A 13,587-nucleotide genomic window follows, 5' to 3' on the forward strand; every position below is an offset into this window, starting at 1 on the left:
AGTAACCACTACCATAGTAACGGTCAAAACCAACATGGCTGATAAATTAAAAGTCTTATTACAGTACCTTATCCCGCAGCACGGCTTGTCTTTATTGATGGGCAAAATCGCGGAAAGTAGAAATGCCACTATTAAAAACACTTTCTCTAAGTGGTTTATTAAGAAATACGGCATTGATATGAGTATTGCCGAGCGTGAAAACCCTGAAGATTATGAAACCTTCAACGATTTTTTTACGCGCAGCCTTAAGCCTGACGTGCGCCCTATTGCTGAAGGCGACGAGGTTATCGTTAATCCAGCCGATGGTAAAGTGAGCCAGCTTGGCCCTGTTGAGCAGGGTTTTATTTTCCAAGCAAAAGGTCATCGTTACAGCGCTAAGACCCTGCTTGGTGGCGATGCAGAGTTAGCAAAGCCTTTTGAAGATGGCGAATTCGCGACGATTTATTTATCACCAAAAGATTACCACCGTGTTCACATGCCGATGGCAGGCAAACTAACAAAAATGCTACATGTGCCTGGCAAACTGTTTAGCGTGAACCCTTTGACAGCGCGAAATGTACCAAACCTATTTGCTCGTAATGAGCGTGTCGTTGCTATGTTCGATACTGAAATCGGACCTATGGCCATGGTGCTCGTCGGCGCGACCATTGTTGGCAGCATTGAAACCGTTTGGGAAGGCACAATCACGCCACCGACTCGCGACGATATCAAAGTTTGGGATTACAACGACAAGGATATTCAATTAGAAAAAGGTGCTGAAATGGGTCGCTTTAAGCTTGGCTCAACGGTTATTTTACTGTTCCCTAAAGACACGATTGAGTGGGAAGCCAACATGAAAGCTTATGCGCCAACGACTATGGGAGCACCTTTGGCACAAAAGAAATAATGTTTATAAGGTGCAATAAATATTGGCGCTTTTTAACTCAAGCAATCGGAGTCAGAACTATGGCCTCAAACACTAACAAGTACACATTGCTGATGCGAATTCTGCATTGGCTTATTGCGCTTTTAATTCTCGGCATGATTGCTGTCGGCTGGTATATGGCGGGGCTCCCTGACGAAGACCCAACTAAATATGATATCTATCCAGTCCATAAATCAATTGGCATCAGCTTATTAGCCCTAATTGTCCTGCGCCTTTTGGTGCGCTTCTTTAGCCCAATTCCAAAATTACCGAGCGAATTGGCGGGATGGGAAAAAATACTCACCAAAACGACCCATTTCTTACTGTATCTGCTGATGCTTTTAGTCCCTATTTCTGGCTATTTGATGTCTGACTTTGCCGGGTTTCCTGTGGAGTGGTTTGGTATAGAAGTGCCTGGATTTGTCCCCGATAACATGGATAACTCAGAAAAAGCTCTTTCGGCACATGGAATCTTGCCCTACATTTTGCTCGGCCTCGTAGTGCTTCATGTTTTAGGCTCGCTCAAGCACCGTTTCATTGATAAAGACAAAAACACTGACGTTCTTAGCCGCATATTGTAATGAAAATCTTATAACTTCTGCTAATTAGTGTATAAGTGTCAATAACTTATACACTTCCTCTATACACAAACGGCCACAGCTGTGGCATGATTTAGGCAAAGGATAGTTTTAAATACTAAGAGTCCGTTAATTCGATGTACTGATTTAACCCATAAGACTCTAGATGGATTTGTGATATAGGAGGGGCAGCAGTGAACCATTTACTGGAGCCTAACGGACAGGCTCGCGCAACATTAATCCTCGATTACGGGGATGTGTCGACGACATTACGACAAAAGCTTGAAGCAAGGAGTTGGTGCGTCCATATTGCACCTAACTTAAAGGAATTCAAAAAACTGTTTAAGCAGCAGCGTTTTGAAGTGGTCATTATTTATTTTGACCAAGAGCAAATCCCTGACGCCTCAGAGCTAGAAACTCTCTCCAGCCTAAACATTATTACTAAATGGATAGCGATAGTTCCTTCCGAGGAGTGGCTTGAGACCCACCCAAGCATTTTATTCAGTCACCTATTTTATGACTATCATCGCCAACCTCTTCGCTATGATTACTTACTGGCAACCATAGGTCACGCCTTCGGCATGGCCCAACTTCAAAGTCAAAAGCTGGAGCATTACAAAGTTCAAAATAACCGAGATGACTTAATTGGACACTCTAAAGAAACAGAAAAACTAAGAAACCGCATATCAGTTGTCGCACGAGGGAAAGAGTCCGTTTTGATAACTGGAGATTGTGGCACTGGCAAAAGCTTTTTCGGTCGCTTGCTCCACAAAAACTCACAGTTTGCCACCGGTCCTTTCAAGACCATAAGCTGCGGTGCTGCTTCGGAGTCTCTGCTTCACTCAGAGCTATTTGGGCATGAACAAGGAAGCCTTTACCCCAACTGCGAAGCCAAAATTGGAAAAATTACGCAGTGCCATCAGGGCTCTTTATTGTTAACGGATATAGAAGATCTTCCACTATCCGTTCAATCGAGTTTAACTCAATATCTCGAGCAGCAAATCTTTTACCCCATAGGCTCAGACAAGGCGTCGAGTAGTAGCTGCCGTATTATTGCAACCAGCAGTAGTGATCTTCGTCAGCTGGTACAAAAAAATCTTTTCAGCGAAGCTTTGTATAACGCTTTATCTACAACCACAATTGAGGCGCCTAGACTGAGTGAACGTCATCAAGATATAAAGCCTTTGGCACAATATTTCTTAGACCACTTTTGCCCGAAAAATGAAGCAAAAGCCTTTACCCAGTGTGCATTTGGCGCCATGCAACAATATCATTGGCCTGGTAACGTTAGAGAGCTGATGAACCGAATTCGACGAGCAATTATTTTAGCCAACGATGATATCATCAATGAAAGTCACCTTGAGCTACCCAACGACAATCACCTTCACACCCTGACGCTAAAGGACGCCAAAGATAGGGTGGAAAAAGATATAGTAGTCAGAACCATTGCCCAAGCTGGCTATAACCATTCTCAGGCGGCCAAAGATTTGGGGATTTCACGAACCAGTCTTTACCGTTTAATTTCAAAGCACGAAATTATGTTGTAATCATAAAGAAAGCCCTGCAAGCAGGGCTTAGTATTACTTTGAAAGACTAGCGAAAAAGTTTACTCGCCATACCAGCGACATCATCCAACACTGAGCCGTCATTATCTGCGTCTAGCATTCCTTGTAAGAAACCTTGCTGATTAGAGCCAGTATTAGATTCCTTGGCTAATGAACCCATAAACATATTAGCCGCTAGCGGTAGCAGTTGCTTTAGAATACCGCTATCAAGCCCCGTTTTACTGGCAGCCTGTGCCGCTACTTGGCGACTGGTTTCCTTACTACCAAGCAGGTGCCCCAGAATCGCATTACCATTGTCCACTGCTTGTGGCTCAGCCAGTTGTTGTGGGTTATCGACATACTGCTGATTCTTGCTACTGGATAAAGCGCCAAGAAGTGATGATAAACCACCTTCACTTTGGACGTTTTGCTTCATGCCCTGTTGCAAGGCAGGTAAAACTTGCTCTAACGCATTACTCGTTTGCTGTTTATCTAGATTCAATTGGTTGGCAATTTGCTCAACAGCACCTTTGTTATTTGCCCCCAAAACCATATTGATTAAATCCTGCATGAAAACTCCTTTCACCTTTTATAAAAATACCAATATACGCCTAGCTATCGCCCTTGGCAAAAACCTTGTGTTAAGATTTTAAACAGAGACCTTCAGAGCAGTAGAGAGCAGCATGAGTAGCGACATGGAGCAATTCCGCCAGCAAGTGTATTACTGGGTGAATAAAATCCCCTGTGGCAAAGTCACGAGTTACGGCTACATTGCTAAATTAGCAGGATACCCAAGACACGCCAGACACGTCAGTAAAGCGCTCGGCGCGGCACCAGACAGACAAAACCTTCCTTGGCAAAGAGTGATCGGCTCTAACGGAAAAATTGCTTTCTCCCCAGATAGCGATCATTATGCCATTCAGCAGTCTTTGCTCGAAAAAGAAGGGGTTAAGGTAGTCAAAGGAAAAGTGGATTTAAAACAATACGCTTGGGAACATCCGTTACAAGAAGTAAACCCCAAGCCAACAAAAGGCATTAATGCCGAAGATTTTTTTCGCTAACCGTTTCATCGAACGGCTCTGTATGACGTCACCCAGTACAACACTAAGCCGTCACTCGACTTAGTGTGTTTGGCTTAATGCAAATGGCTCAGATGAGACACTTCGTCAAACTTCTCTATCGCTTTAATTAACTTTTCTGCGTCCTCGGTTTCTTTAAAGGCTTCTTCCGCGATAGGTGCGAGCTTAGCGGGACCCGGCGGCAATTCGTTACGCTCTACGCTGCGGCGCATTTTTGGTAAGAAAATAAACTGAATCCACTGCTCGAGCTTTAAAGTATCCACACAAAACGGCATAGTGCTTTCAAAAGCTTCTGCTGCCGGGCGTTTTTCAGACCACAAATCTAACTCAATTAACCGCTTCTCAATGCGATCAAAAACTTTTAAGTATTCTTCAAACCAATCAATTTGTTTCATAAGCGTTAGTTTTCTCAACTGATACTGCTAATTTTACACCATTTTAAACTCGTTTACAGAGCCTCTCAGCTAGGTGTTTTCGCTCTGGGTTTATGGGGTTATATAGTTTCTATCCATAAAAAAGCCCGCAACAAGCGGGCTTTTCGACACAAGGGTCAGATTAGAATGATAATTTCACACCAATCTTCGCTGTTCTTGGCTTGTCTGGACGCGCACCATAAGGCTCGCGAGCGACAATCGTATCTTCGTCTGTGATGTTCTCGATAGTCGCGTAGAATGCAACGTTCTCATTCGCTTGAACTTCGCCAGAAACATCAACAATCGTTCTTTCTTCTGTACGCTGGAACTCACCACACGCCGGCTTAGTACAAACGCTGTCAGTGTAGTTGATGCTGGTTAAAACACTCCACTTCTGATTATCATAGCCCATCAATAATTGAGCTTGATTCTCAGGAATGTATGGAATTGGCTGCCCCGCGTCTACCGAACCCCAAACGTTGCTGTCGAATGAACTACCGAACTCAGTGTCTGTGAAAGTGTAGCTTAAACGCGCTGGCCAGTTTTCAGCAAACTCACCGCTTACAAGCAACTCAACACCTTTAACCTCAGCTTTACCGCCGTTGAACTTGTCGCCTTCATTGTTGATGTCACAACCGCTGTTAGCTAGCGTACATTCGCCCAACAAGTTTTCATAATCGCTGTAGAAGGCAATTAATTCGCTTGAGTATTGTGAGCCACTGAAGCGTAAGCCCATTTCGTAGTTCCAGCTTTCTTCAGGTTTGTCGTTTGCGCTGCTTCCTGGAGGTGCGAAACCTTTGTGTGCGCCGAATAAAACACTAGTAGTATCGTTAATTGCCCACACAGCACCAAAGCCTGGAAGCACTTCTGATACGCTGTTAGTGCGCACACTAGCCGCCGCAGAGCGGTCTGGCGCTGAGCCCCAGTTATCGCGTCTTAGCTCCACGTCTTCATAACGAACGCCTGGGGTTAATGTCCAGTCGCCCCATGTAATAACGTCAGTTAAGTAGTATGACGTTGCTTCAGCAGAGTCGATTCGGTTGCCCGCATCGCCCCATACACCTGGGTCAACAGATACTAACTGACCGTTTTCTTGCTTGAAATAACCACGGCGTTGGAAACGATCGGCTTCATCTTCATGCACGCGCACGCCCAACTGTACAAAGTGATCAGCGCTACCCGTCATAAAGCTCCAGTCCAAACGAGCTTGAACGCCTTCGCTTAAATAAGCACGGTTGCCGTCTACTTTGTCGATTAGGTCATTGCCACTGTTACCACCGTTAAGAATTGACTGGTAGTAGTTTGCTAGGGCGCTGCCACGGTTAGAGTTGATTTCGCCAACCACTGATGACCAGCTTACGCTGTTGTAGCTACCTGGGTTAGCGTTATCTTCAACGTAGAATTTACCCGTTTTGTACCAGTTACGTGCGAAATCGTTCTGGTATGCCGTTACGTTTAGGTCAAAGTTATCGTTCAGATCAGCAAAGTAGTTTAGGACAACTTGCTGGTGCTTACCTTTGAAGTTATCACCTGCTGAAACACCGTACATTCTGTAAGGGTTAGCAGCGAAATCCACATCGGTTAAGCCCATGTACGACTGATCAGACTCTTCATAAGAGTTTTGCAATTTAATGTCTAACTGTTGGTAAACATTTGCATCTGTATCAGTGTTAAAACGCAGCTTTACAACTTGATCTGCCTTTTCGAATCCTGTTTCTTGGCCAATACGATCGATCGTTTTAAAACCGTCAGATTGATGGTCGTTAACTTCAACTAAATAACCGAAGTTATCAAAGCTATCGCCGTAGTAGAAGTAACCGTGTAGTTCTTCATGTTGGCCTTTCTCAAGCTTTAACTGACCTTCGCCGTCTTGTGGGATCTGACGTGAAATCAAGTTTACTGCACCACCCACTGTGAAGGGACCATACTTAATGTTAGCAGGGCCTTTTAAGACTTCGATGCCTGTGATTCGATCAAAAGTTGGGAAGTAATATGCAGAAGATGCGGCATATGGCGCCGGCGCGATTAAAACACCGTCTTCCATCAAGCTTACGCGACCAGTACGACTAGTACCTGTGCCACGAAGACCGATGTTTGGACGTAAACCTAAACCATCTTCCAATTGGATATAAACACCTGGCACCTGACGTACAGCACGATTAACGTCACTGTATTTAAACTGCTCAAGTTCAGCTTCAGTCACGATATGTGCAGAGCCCGCGATTTTTTTAGTGTTTGAGCTATCACCAATAATGGTAATCACTTCCAGATCATCGCTCGCTTTTTCTTCAGCAAGAACAGAGCTGGTTGAGGTCATTCCTACGATAATAGCAGAAGCTAGAAGGCTTAATCGAAATGTAGGTTTCATTGTGTTTTTCCTAACAAAATTGTTGGGTTTAAGTTTTGAGCGGGATTATAAATCTAAATGAGAATGATTACCATAATGTTTTCTGCTTTTTTATGTTTTTTTTTGGAACTCTGCTAATACGCAAGTCTTATAGGCGTATTTATACTTAAAAACTCATAATCCCCCCTCTTTAAACACTTTAAATATCAGCAGGTTACATCTTGCTGTGAAATATAGGAAGTTCTGCAGACAATGCCCTGAATAGTTTCGCCGAACCTATTGTTGATAACTGAAGAGCTTCCTATAATAGGATTCGGCATGATTAAAGGCATCCACATGAAATACTTAACATACCTATTATTGGCGACTTCTATCGCTTTGGCCTCTGGCTGTAATTCTGAGCCTGAGGAGCGCACTGAGCTTAGCGATTATAAAAAGCGTCAGCTCGACAAAGCTAAAGCAGTTGAAGACGAGATGAATAAGCGTATTGACAATATCGATAAACAACTAGAAGCCAATCCAAATAAAGACGACGATAATTAGTTATTTAGAAACATGAAACGCTCAAATTTGATTACAGCCGCTGGGGCTGTTCGCTTGCGTAACGAACTAGCGCATCTATGGAAAAACCTTCGCCCAGAAGTCACTCGCGCGATTAATGCGGCCGCCGCAGAAGGCGACCGAAGCGAAAATGCAGAATATATTTATCGCAAAAAGCAACTGCGAGAAATTGATCGCCGTGTGCGTTACTTGCAAAAACGAACGGCTGAGATGCAAGTTATCGAGCACACCCCTAGCAATCAAGACAAGGTGTATTTTGGCGCGCGATTGACGGTTGCTGATGAAAATGACAAAGAAACGGTTTACCGTATCGTCGGCTCCGATGAATTTGACGTAGAGCCAACCTATATCAGCGTTGACTCACCAATGGCTAGAGCACTATTGGGCAAGCAGCTAGACGATGAAGTAATCGTGAGGCTGCCCGAAGAAACAAAAAAATTATGGATAGTCGATATCGAATACCCAAGCCCGCACGAGTAGAGTTAATGTTTTTAGACCCGTCTAGGCTAGGAGAAGCCATCTCATCTAGAACCGATAGTTAATACTCAAGGAGCCGAAGCGTGCTTTACCAGGGCGTTCCTCGAACGTTGAGCTGGTTTCGGCTAGCGAGAATATCATGCCCCACTGTTGCCAGCTCCAGACCGCGCCAGTTGAAAGGATGAAGCCTTCGTTTTTAAGTGTCACTGAGTGGCTGTCTCTAAAAGTGTTGCCATCTACAAATATATCATTGAAGGCATAACGTGCTTGAGCTCCAAAGAACATATAAAAGTGCTCACTCTCCGCCCCTGCCAAGGGGTTGATGTCGCGACCAGGCAAGATGCTCACCGCAGGAAAGGATTGCTCCAAGCCAGAGCCATAACGGAACATGGCTGACGTAGCGACTTCTGAGTTATAGGTTCCTGCGCTAGCACTAGCAAAGGTCAAAAAGTCCATCCCCATTCCATCACCATTGCCCATAGCGAAGCGCCAACTGCGCTGCCCAGTAACACTAAACACAAACTCATTGTGTAATTGATTTTTCCAGCCTCGCGGTTTGTCCGAGCCGGTAATGTGATGTACGGCTTTTTGCGTATCTTTTGCAAGGGAAGCGGGGCCAACCATACCCATGATTAAGGAAAACTGATCGGCGACGTCATTATCCCAAGCATATAGCGTTCCTCGCCAGCCTAACAGCCCCGCATAGGGCAGGTCGTTTTCAATAAGCTCTTCAGACTCAATATCTTCCGGCGTTTGCATGCCTTGGAAGATACTGTAGCTAACCGCTTTTTCTTTATCATCACTGGCGTCGATAAATAAGAACTCTCCCATATCCACTAGCCAGCTCGGCGCATTGCTTTCAGAAAAGTCAGTGTAAGGGCCGTAACCCCAGCTATAGCCGATGCCGTTGGTATAACCACCGTCTTTCCCGGCAAACAAATCATTCTCAAGGGTTAGGGTTGCGAATGAGCCAACCTCGTCTACCGATTGCACTCTATCTGGCTTAGAGTGTTGCTTGGAGTTTGGCTTAAGATCGGTATCGGCCAGCTCAATAGCTTGCAGCGAAACAGATGATAGGCAGAAAGCTCCGAAGAGTAGAATTTTGTGGAGATTCATGGGGTATAGATTTCCTTAACTCAATCTTGAGTAAAGCGTGTTTTAACTCGATGCTTAATCGTTTCAACCAACTGCTGAGTATTTTCCGACTGCTTAACGTCGGTTTTTAAAACATCCTCGACAATATCGGCGACATCATCGATGGTGACGGAACGCTTCTGCTCAAAGCTTTGGTGCTGAAACAAATTAATATGATGATCACTTTTACGCCCCCACTTCATCAGCTTGTTCCAATAGCGCTCATCGTTACTGTCACTCGCCAAATCGAGCAAGTAACAGATTAAACCAACCGGCATAAGTGCGAAGTCTCGAATCGCGTCTACCCAGAGCTTCACTTGCAATAACAATAAATTACGTGTTTTACGCCATAATCCTGAAGACTTATTAGCGGTGACAACTATTTGTTTTTCCCTGCTTGCCATGATCAGCGCCCCTATAACGTTTTATTGTAAGCTTCGCGATTAAGCTGCTTTTCCAGTTCATTTTTCTTCAACAACACATAAACTGAACCTAAGCCACCGTGCTTTTGTTGTGCGCTATGAAAAGCCATGACTAAATCGTGTTGTTGCAGCCAGTGGTTTACATGACTCTTCAACACAGCCTGGGGCTGACTTCGCTCACCTTTGCCATGAGTAATCAGCACAGTTCGCTTACCACGCTTTACGCAACCTTTGATGAAATAAAACACCTCATCGCGCGCTTCTTTAACGGTTAGCCGATGTAAATCAGTGTGGGCCTGGATATCATACTTACCCAACCTCAATTTTTTGTAAACGCCATCCTGCACGCCTGAACTTTTATACTCTAGCCAAGAATTCGGCTCAACCGGCTCAATAAAATCTGTGCTTAAATAGTTAGGATCATGATTTGGTTTGCGTCCAAGCGCAGCTTCCTTCCTAGCAAGCTGCGATATGGATGGCTCATTATTCGGCTTATGGAGGTTGACCCGATCATTTTTTATCGGTTTAACACCGCTAAGTTCTTTCTTGAATAAATCAAAATCATCTTGAGACATAAGGTTACCGCTTTACATAATCACTATAAGTTCGATGTTTCATTGCAAGCAAAATAGTTATCGAGCCGTAATAAATTATTCTAGCCCTTCCTTCATAGCTTCGAGCTCTTCCCAACGTTCAAACAATTGCTCTAACCCGGACTCGTAACTGTCTAACTCTGCGCTAACTGATGCTACCTTTTCATGGTCTTGCTGATAAAAATCTGGTTCTGCCATAGTGTTTTGAACTTGCTCTATTTTTTGCTCTAGCTCAGCTATCTTGGCTGGTAACTGATCCAGTTCACGCTGGTCTTTATAACTTAACTTAGCAGTTTTTCGGCGAGTTTTTTCGCTCGTTTGCTTCGCTTTGTCTGAAGACTGGGTCGCGGACTTTTTAGGCTCTTTTGCCTTTCTTTGGCGTAACCAATCATCATAGCCACCGACATACTCATTAACCTGTCCATCGCCTTCAAACACAATAGAGCTCGTCACAACATTATTAATAAAATCACGGTCATGGGAAACAAGAAGCATAGTACCCGTGTAATTCTCAAGCATATCCTCGAGGAGCTCTAAGGTTTCAATATCGAGATCGTTAGTAGGCTCATCGAGAATCAGCAGGTTCGCTGGCTTGGCTAATATTTTAGCAAGCAATAAACGGTTTCTTTCACCACCTGACAAAGCTGTAATGGGCGCTCGAGCTCTCTCTGGCGTAAATAAAAAGTCCTGCATATAGCTGATGACGTGGCGCTCTTTGCCATTGATCATCATCATATCCTTACCCTCTGAAACGTTATCCATCGCAGATTTCGTTTCATCGAGCTGTGCGCGGTGCTGATCAAAATAAGCAATGTCGAGCTTAGTTCCTAGTTTTACAGTTCCTTGATCTGGGCTTAGGTTACCCAGCAATATTTTGATTAAAGTCGATTTACCACAGCCGTTCGGACCAATAATACCGACTTTATCGCCTCGCATGGTAAGTGTAGAGAAATTATCTATCAGCTGGCGACCTTGGTAGCGCATACTGATATCCGTCGCTTCAATCACCTTCTTACCGGAAAGCTCGGCTTGTTGCGCCTTCATATCAACATTGCCGATAAGTTTGCGTCGCTCAGAGTGCTCTTTTCGTGCAGCTTCTAGGCGTCTAACTCGCCCTTCGTTGCGGGTGCGACGAGCCTTAATACCCTGGCGGATCCAAACTTCTTCTTGTGCTAATTTTTTATCGAATTCACTGTTCTGCTTTTCTTCAGCCGCTAGGCGCTCTTCTTTACGACGTAAATAATTATCGTAATCACCCGGCCATGAAGTCAGCTGACCGCGATCAATTTCGACGATTCGAGTGGCTAAGCTTTTCAAGAATTGCCTATCGTGAGTAATAAATAGAATGCTGCCTTTATAGGCTTTTAGAAAACCTTCCAACCATTCAATCGACTCGATATCCAGGTGGTTAGTGGGCTCATCGAGTAGTAGGACATCTGGCTGCTCAACTAAAGCCTGAGCTAATAAAACACGACGCTTCATGCCGCCTGACAGGGCCTCAAACTCAATATCCGCATCTAAGCCAAGACGGTTAATCACTGATTGGACTCTTTGATCCATCGCCCAGCCATCTTCAGCTTCAATTTTCTGCTGGACTCGAGCCATCTTCTCCATAGAAGCTTCATCAGCGTTTGTGATGAGCTGTCGGAACTCTAATAATAATTCACCGACATGGCCTAAACCCGAGGACACCACTTGGAAGATTGTTCCTTTAGTATCGGACGGTACTTCTTGGGTAAGTTTGGCTACTTTTACGCCTTCTTGGAAGCGCAGAGAGCCATCATCAGGAATGATTTCTCGGTTAACAACCTTTAATAACGTTGACTTACCTACCCCATTTCGGCCAATAATACAGATACGTTCGCCAGGTTCAATAGCGAAATCGACCTTATTTAGGAGTGCTGGCCCGCCGTAGCCAACCTCAACTTGCTGTAAAGTAACTAAAGACATTTAAATACATCATAAAAATTTTAGGCCATTTTAACTTAAAACCATGACTATCGCTTGCCCTCTTTGCTATTCCTTAGATACACACCATTATTTTGAAGACAAAATGCGGAGTTATCGTAACTGTAGCGTGTGCCAGTTAATCTTTGTTCCAGAGCAATATCACGTCACTAACCAAGTGGAAAAGGAGATCTATGACTTACATCAGAACTCTCCTGAGGATGAGGGTTATCGAGGTTTTCTAAACAAACTTCTAATTCCGCTAAGTCAAAAGCTTACGCCACAAGCCCATGGATTAGACTTTGGCTGCGGATCAGGCCCAACCATAAAACCGATGTTGGAAGCGCAAGGATTTAAGGTAGATAACTACGACATTTATTACTACAAGCAGGAAAAGCTTCTGCTAAAAAAATACGATTTCATCACCACCACTGAAGCCATAGAGCACTTTAATCAACCAAGAAAGGAGCTTGAGCTATTAGACTCGTTGCTGCGCTCTGGTGGCTACTTAGGCATTATGACCAAACGGCCGACTAACTTGGAGGCTTTTTCTCGCTGGCATTATAAAAATGATCAGACGCACATCTGCTTTTTCTCAGAAAAGACTTTTTATTGGATAGCTAATTTATTCAACTATGACATCGAATTTCCGGGCTCTGATACCGTAATTTTGCAGAAATTATAAGCGTTAATGATCTATTTGGTGCATGCACAAAAAAAAAGCGGCCAAACAGCCGCTTTTTAATTTATATCGAATATTTGCGATGAAGCATTACTTCTTGTTGACGTCAATATCGCCATTTACGGTATCGAATTTTAGGCGCGCCCCGCCATTCTTGTAACTTCCTTTCATATCCGCGCCAACATACTGACCTTCATCGACCTCAATTCCGAAGTCATTACTAAGATCACCATTGACCGTATCCGATTTGAGATCGAAACCATCATTTTCAGGTAAATAGACTTCGATATCACCGTTCACAGTATCGCCTTTTAGACGGCTTGAGCTACTGAGTTTATCCACATACACTTTGACATTGCCATTAACGGTGCCAAATTTAACGTCATTAGCAACATTATCAATAACGATTTTGCCGTTCACGGTTTCAGCTTTTATCTCACCAGAAACACCGGAAATATTGATGCTACCGTTGACTGACTCTATTGAGTTGATGCTCACACCTCTAGGCACTTTTAACTCAAAAGAAACTTCGCCGGAAGAGCCACCCCAGTTCATAAAGCCACCGGAGCTTATGTCGACTTCTATATCAAGGTCCTGCTTGGAATGCTTAACCTCAACTTTTACGTTTTCCAAATCATCAGCGCTATCAGCACGAACCGTGTAGTTTAGCTCGATCTCATCCTTATCCCAGCCTGTAACCTCGATACTACCGTTAATATTGCCTAAGTTGATATTGCCATTCTCAGCAAAATCATAGGTTTCAGAGTAACTTTTCGTTTCATCAGCTTGAAGCGCTAACGAAGCGAAACCTATAGCTACCGCTGAAACAAGGCCAACCCACTTTTGCATTGTGTTCATGTTTTACCTCAATTATTGCTACCATTTACTCTTTTGATGCAAACGGTA

Annotated in this window: 15 protein-coding genes; 7 read left to right on the plus strand and 8 right to left on the minus strand. The window is 44.0% G+C overall.

All coding sequences use genetic code 11. The features are described from left to right. Window positions 1-34: 34 nt before the first annotated feature. The 3 genes from asd (at window position 35) to DL796_RS08425 (ending at window position 3,029) form a co-directional block, all read left to right on the plus strand. Entirely contained in the window at window positions 35-886 is an 852-nt protein-coding gene (gene asd, locus DL796_RS08415; RefSeq protein ID WP_110201250.1) for an archaetidylserine decarboxylase, read from the plus strand. A 59-nt stretch (window positions 887-945) separates the two neighbouring features. Beyond that, the gene (locus DL796_RS08420) at window positions 946-1,485 is read left to right on the plus strand and encodes a cytochrome b (RefSeq protein WP_110201251.1); all 540 of its coding nucleotides are present in this window, start codon (window positions 946-948) and stop codon (window positions 1,483-1,485) included. 191 nt (window positions 1,486-1,676) lie between these two features. Continuing rightward, complete coding sequence (locus DL796_RS08425) at window positions 1,677-3,029, plus strand: sigma-54-dependent transcriptional regulator (protein ID WP_110201252.1); 1,353 nt, start codon at window positions 1,677-1,679, stop codon at window positions 3,027-3,029. Between the two features lie 46 nt (window positions 3,030-3,075). On the opposite strand, the gene DL796_RS08430 is transcribed toward DL796_RS08425, so the two are convergent. Further along, window positions 3,076-3,597 (minus strand): DUF937 domain-containing protein, encoded by a 522-nt coding sequence (locus DL796_RS08430; RefSeq protein ID WP_110201253.1) that lies wholly within the window; start codon window positions 3,595-3,597, stop codon window positions 3,076-3,078. 112 nt (window positions 3,598-3,709) lie between these two features. Here DL796_RS08430 and DL796_RS08435 point away from each other — a divergent pair, with 112 nt between their 5' ends. Beyond that, the gene (locus DL796_RS08435) at window positions 3,710-4,087 is read left to right on the plus strand and encodes an MGMT family protein (protein WP_227593025.1); all 378 of its coding nucleotides are present in this window, start codon (window positions 3,710-3,712) and stop codon (window positions 4,085-4,087) included. A 74-nt stretch (window positions 4,088-4,161) separates the two neighbouring features. Here the strand turns inward: DL796_RS08435 and DL796_RS08440 are convergent, their stop codons facing one another. Both DL796_RS08440 and DL796_RS08445 read right to left on the minus strand, forming a co-directional pair. Continuing rightward, the gene (locus tag DL796_RS08440) at window positions 4,162-4,500 is read right to left on the minus strand and encodes a YqcC family protein (RefSeq protein ID WP_110201254.1); all 339 of its coding nucleotides are present in this window, start codon (window positions 4,498-4,500) and stop codon (window positions 4,162-4,164) included. A 160-nt stretch (window positions 4,501-4,660) separates the two neighbouring features. After that, complete coding sequence (locus tag DL796_RS08445; RefSeq protein ID WP_110201255.1) at window positions 4,661-6,886, minus strand: TonB-dependent receptor family protein; 2,226 nt, start codon at window positions 6,884-6,886, stop codon at window positions 4,661-4,663. 297 nt (window positions 6,887-7,183) lie between these two features. Between DL796_RS08445 and DL796_RS08450 the strand changes: the two genes are divergently transcribed. Together DL796_RS08450 and greB are read left to right on the plus strand one after the other, a co-directional pair. Then, the gene (locus DL796_RS08450; protein WP_110201256.1) at window positions 7,184-7,408 is read left to right on the plus strand and encodes a hypothetical protein; all 225 of its coding nucleotides are present in this window, start codon (window positions 7,184-7,186) and stop codon (window positions 7,406-7,408) included. Between the two features lie 12 nt (window positions 7,409-7,420). Continuing rightward, window positions 7,421-7,906 carry a transcription elongation factor GreB gene (greB, locus tag DL796_RS08455; protein WP_110201257.1) on the plus strand — a complete coding sequence of 162 codons (486 nt, stop codon included), beginning with the start codon at window positions 7,421-7,423 and terminating at the stop codon, window positions 7,904-7,906. A gap of 45 nt (window positions 7,907-7,951) precedes the next feature. On the opposite strand, the gene DL796_RS08460 is transcribed toward greB, so the two are convergent. From DL796_RS08460 to uup, 4 genes are all read right to left on the minus strand, one after another. Continuing rightward, window positions 7,952-9,019, minus strand: a complete 1,068-nt coding sequence (locus DL796_RS08460; RefSeq protein WP_110201258.1) for a lipid A deacylase LpxR family protein — start codon at window positions 9,017-9,019, stop codon at window positions 7,952-7,954. Window positions 9,020-9,039: 20 nt separating this feature from the next. Further along, a complete protein-coding gene (locus tag DL796_RS08465; protein WP_110201259.1) occupies window positions 9,040-9,441 on the minus strand; it encodes a hypothetical protein in 402 nt (133 codons plus the stop codon). Window positions 9,442-9,452: 11 nt separating this feature from the next. Further along, entirely contained in the window at window positions 9,453-10,034 is a 582-nt protein-coding gene (gene smrA / locus DL796_RS08470) for a DNA endonuclease SmrA (protein ID WP_110201260.1), read from the minus strand. A gap of 75 nt (window positions 10,035-10,109) precedes the next feature. Further along, complete coding sequence (gene uup, locus DL796_RS08475) at window positions 10,110-12,002, minus strand: ATP-binding cassette ATPase Uup (RefSeq protein ID WP_110201261.1); 1,893 nt, start codon at window positions 12,000-12,002, stop codon at window positions 10,110-10,112. A 103-nt stretch (window positions 12,003-12,105) separates the two neighbouring features. Here uup and DL796_RS08480 point away from each other — a divergent pair, with 103 nt between their 5' ends. Next, the gene (locus DL796_RS08480) at window positions 12,106-12,684 is read left to right on the plus strand and encodes a class I SAM-dependent methyltransferase (RefSeq protein ID WP_227593026.1); all 579 of its coding nucleotides are present in this window, start codon (window positions 12,106-12,108) and stop codon (window positions 12,682-12,684) included. A gap of 87 nt (window positions 12,685-12,771) precedes the next feature. Here DL796_RS08480 and DL796_RS08485 read toward each other — a convergent pair whose 3' ends face one another. After that, the gene (locus DL796_RS08485) at window positions 12,772-13,539 is read right to left on the minus strand and encodes a DUF4097 family beta strand repeat-containing protein (protein ID WP_227593027.1); all 768 of its coding nucleotides are present in this window, start codon (window positions 13,537-13,539) and stop codon (window positions 12,772-12,774) included. Between the last annotated feature and the right edge of the window lie 48 nt (window positions 13,540-13,587).

The organism is Kangiella spongicola (assembly GCF_003194565.2).
In the GTDB taxonomy this organism is placed as follows: Bacteria; Pseudomonadota; Gammaproteobacteria; order Enterobacterales; family Kangiellaceae; genus Kangiella; species Kangiella spongicola.

Bases quoted from the DNA above. Each gene is read 5' to 3' on its own strand.
- DL796_RS08420 (WP_110201251.1), top strand. From the start codon at position 946: ATGGCCTCAAACACTAACAAGTACACATTGCTGATGCGAATTCTGCAT.
- DL796_RS08480 (WP_227593026.1), top strand. From the start codon at position 12,106: ATGCGGAGTTATCGTAACTGTAGCGTGTGCCAGTTAATCTTTGTTCCA.
- DL796_RS08440 (WP_110201254.1), bottom strand. From the start codon at position 4,500: ATGAAACAAATTGATTGGTTTGAAGAATACTTAAAAGTTTTTGATCGC.
- DL796_RS08435 (WP_227593025.1), top strand. From the start codon at position 3,710: ATGAGTAGCGACATGGAGCAATTCCGCCAGCAAGTGTATTACTGGGTG.
- DL796_RS08450 (WP_110201256.1), top strand. From the start codon at position 7,184: ATGATTAAAGGCATCCACATGAAATACTTAACATACCTATTATTGGCG.
- DL796_RS08445 (WP_110201255.1), bottom strand. From the start codon at position 6,886: ATGAAACCTACATTTCGATTAAGCCTTCTAGCTTCTGCTATTATCGTA.
- DL796_RS08485 (WP_227593027.1), bottom strand. From the start codon at position 13,539: ATGAACACAATGCAAAAGTGGGTTGGCCTTGTTTCAGCGGTAGCTATA.
- uup (WP_110201261.1), bottom strand. From the start codon at position 12,002: ATGTCTTTAGTTACTTTACAGCAAGTTGAGGTTGGCTACGGCGGGCCA.
- DL796_RS08465 (WP_110201259.1), bottom strand. From the start codon at position 9,441: ATGGCAAGCAGGGAAAAACAAATAGTTGTCACCGCTAATAAGTCTTCA.
- greB (WP_110201257.1), top strand. From the start codon at position 7,421: ATGAAACGCTCAAATTTGATTACAGCCGCTGGGGCTGTTCGCTTGCGT.
- DL796_RS08430 (WP_110201253.1), bottom strand. From the start codon at position 3,597: ATGCAGGATTTAATCAATATGGTTTTGGGGGCAAATAACAAAGGTGCT.
- asd (WP_110201250.1), top strand. From the start codon at position 35: ATGGCTGATAAATTAAAAGTCTTATTACAGTACCTTATCCCGCAGCAC.
- smrA (WP_110201260.1), bottom strand. From the start codon at position 10,034: ATGTCTCAAGATGATTTTGATTTATTCAAGAAAGAACTTAGCGGTGTT.
- DL796_RS08460 (WP_110201258.1), bottom strand. From the start codon at position 9,019: ATGAATCTCCACAAAATTCTACTCTTCGGAGCTTTCTGCCTATCATCT.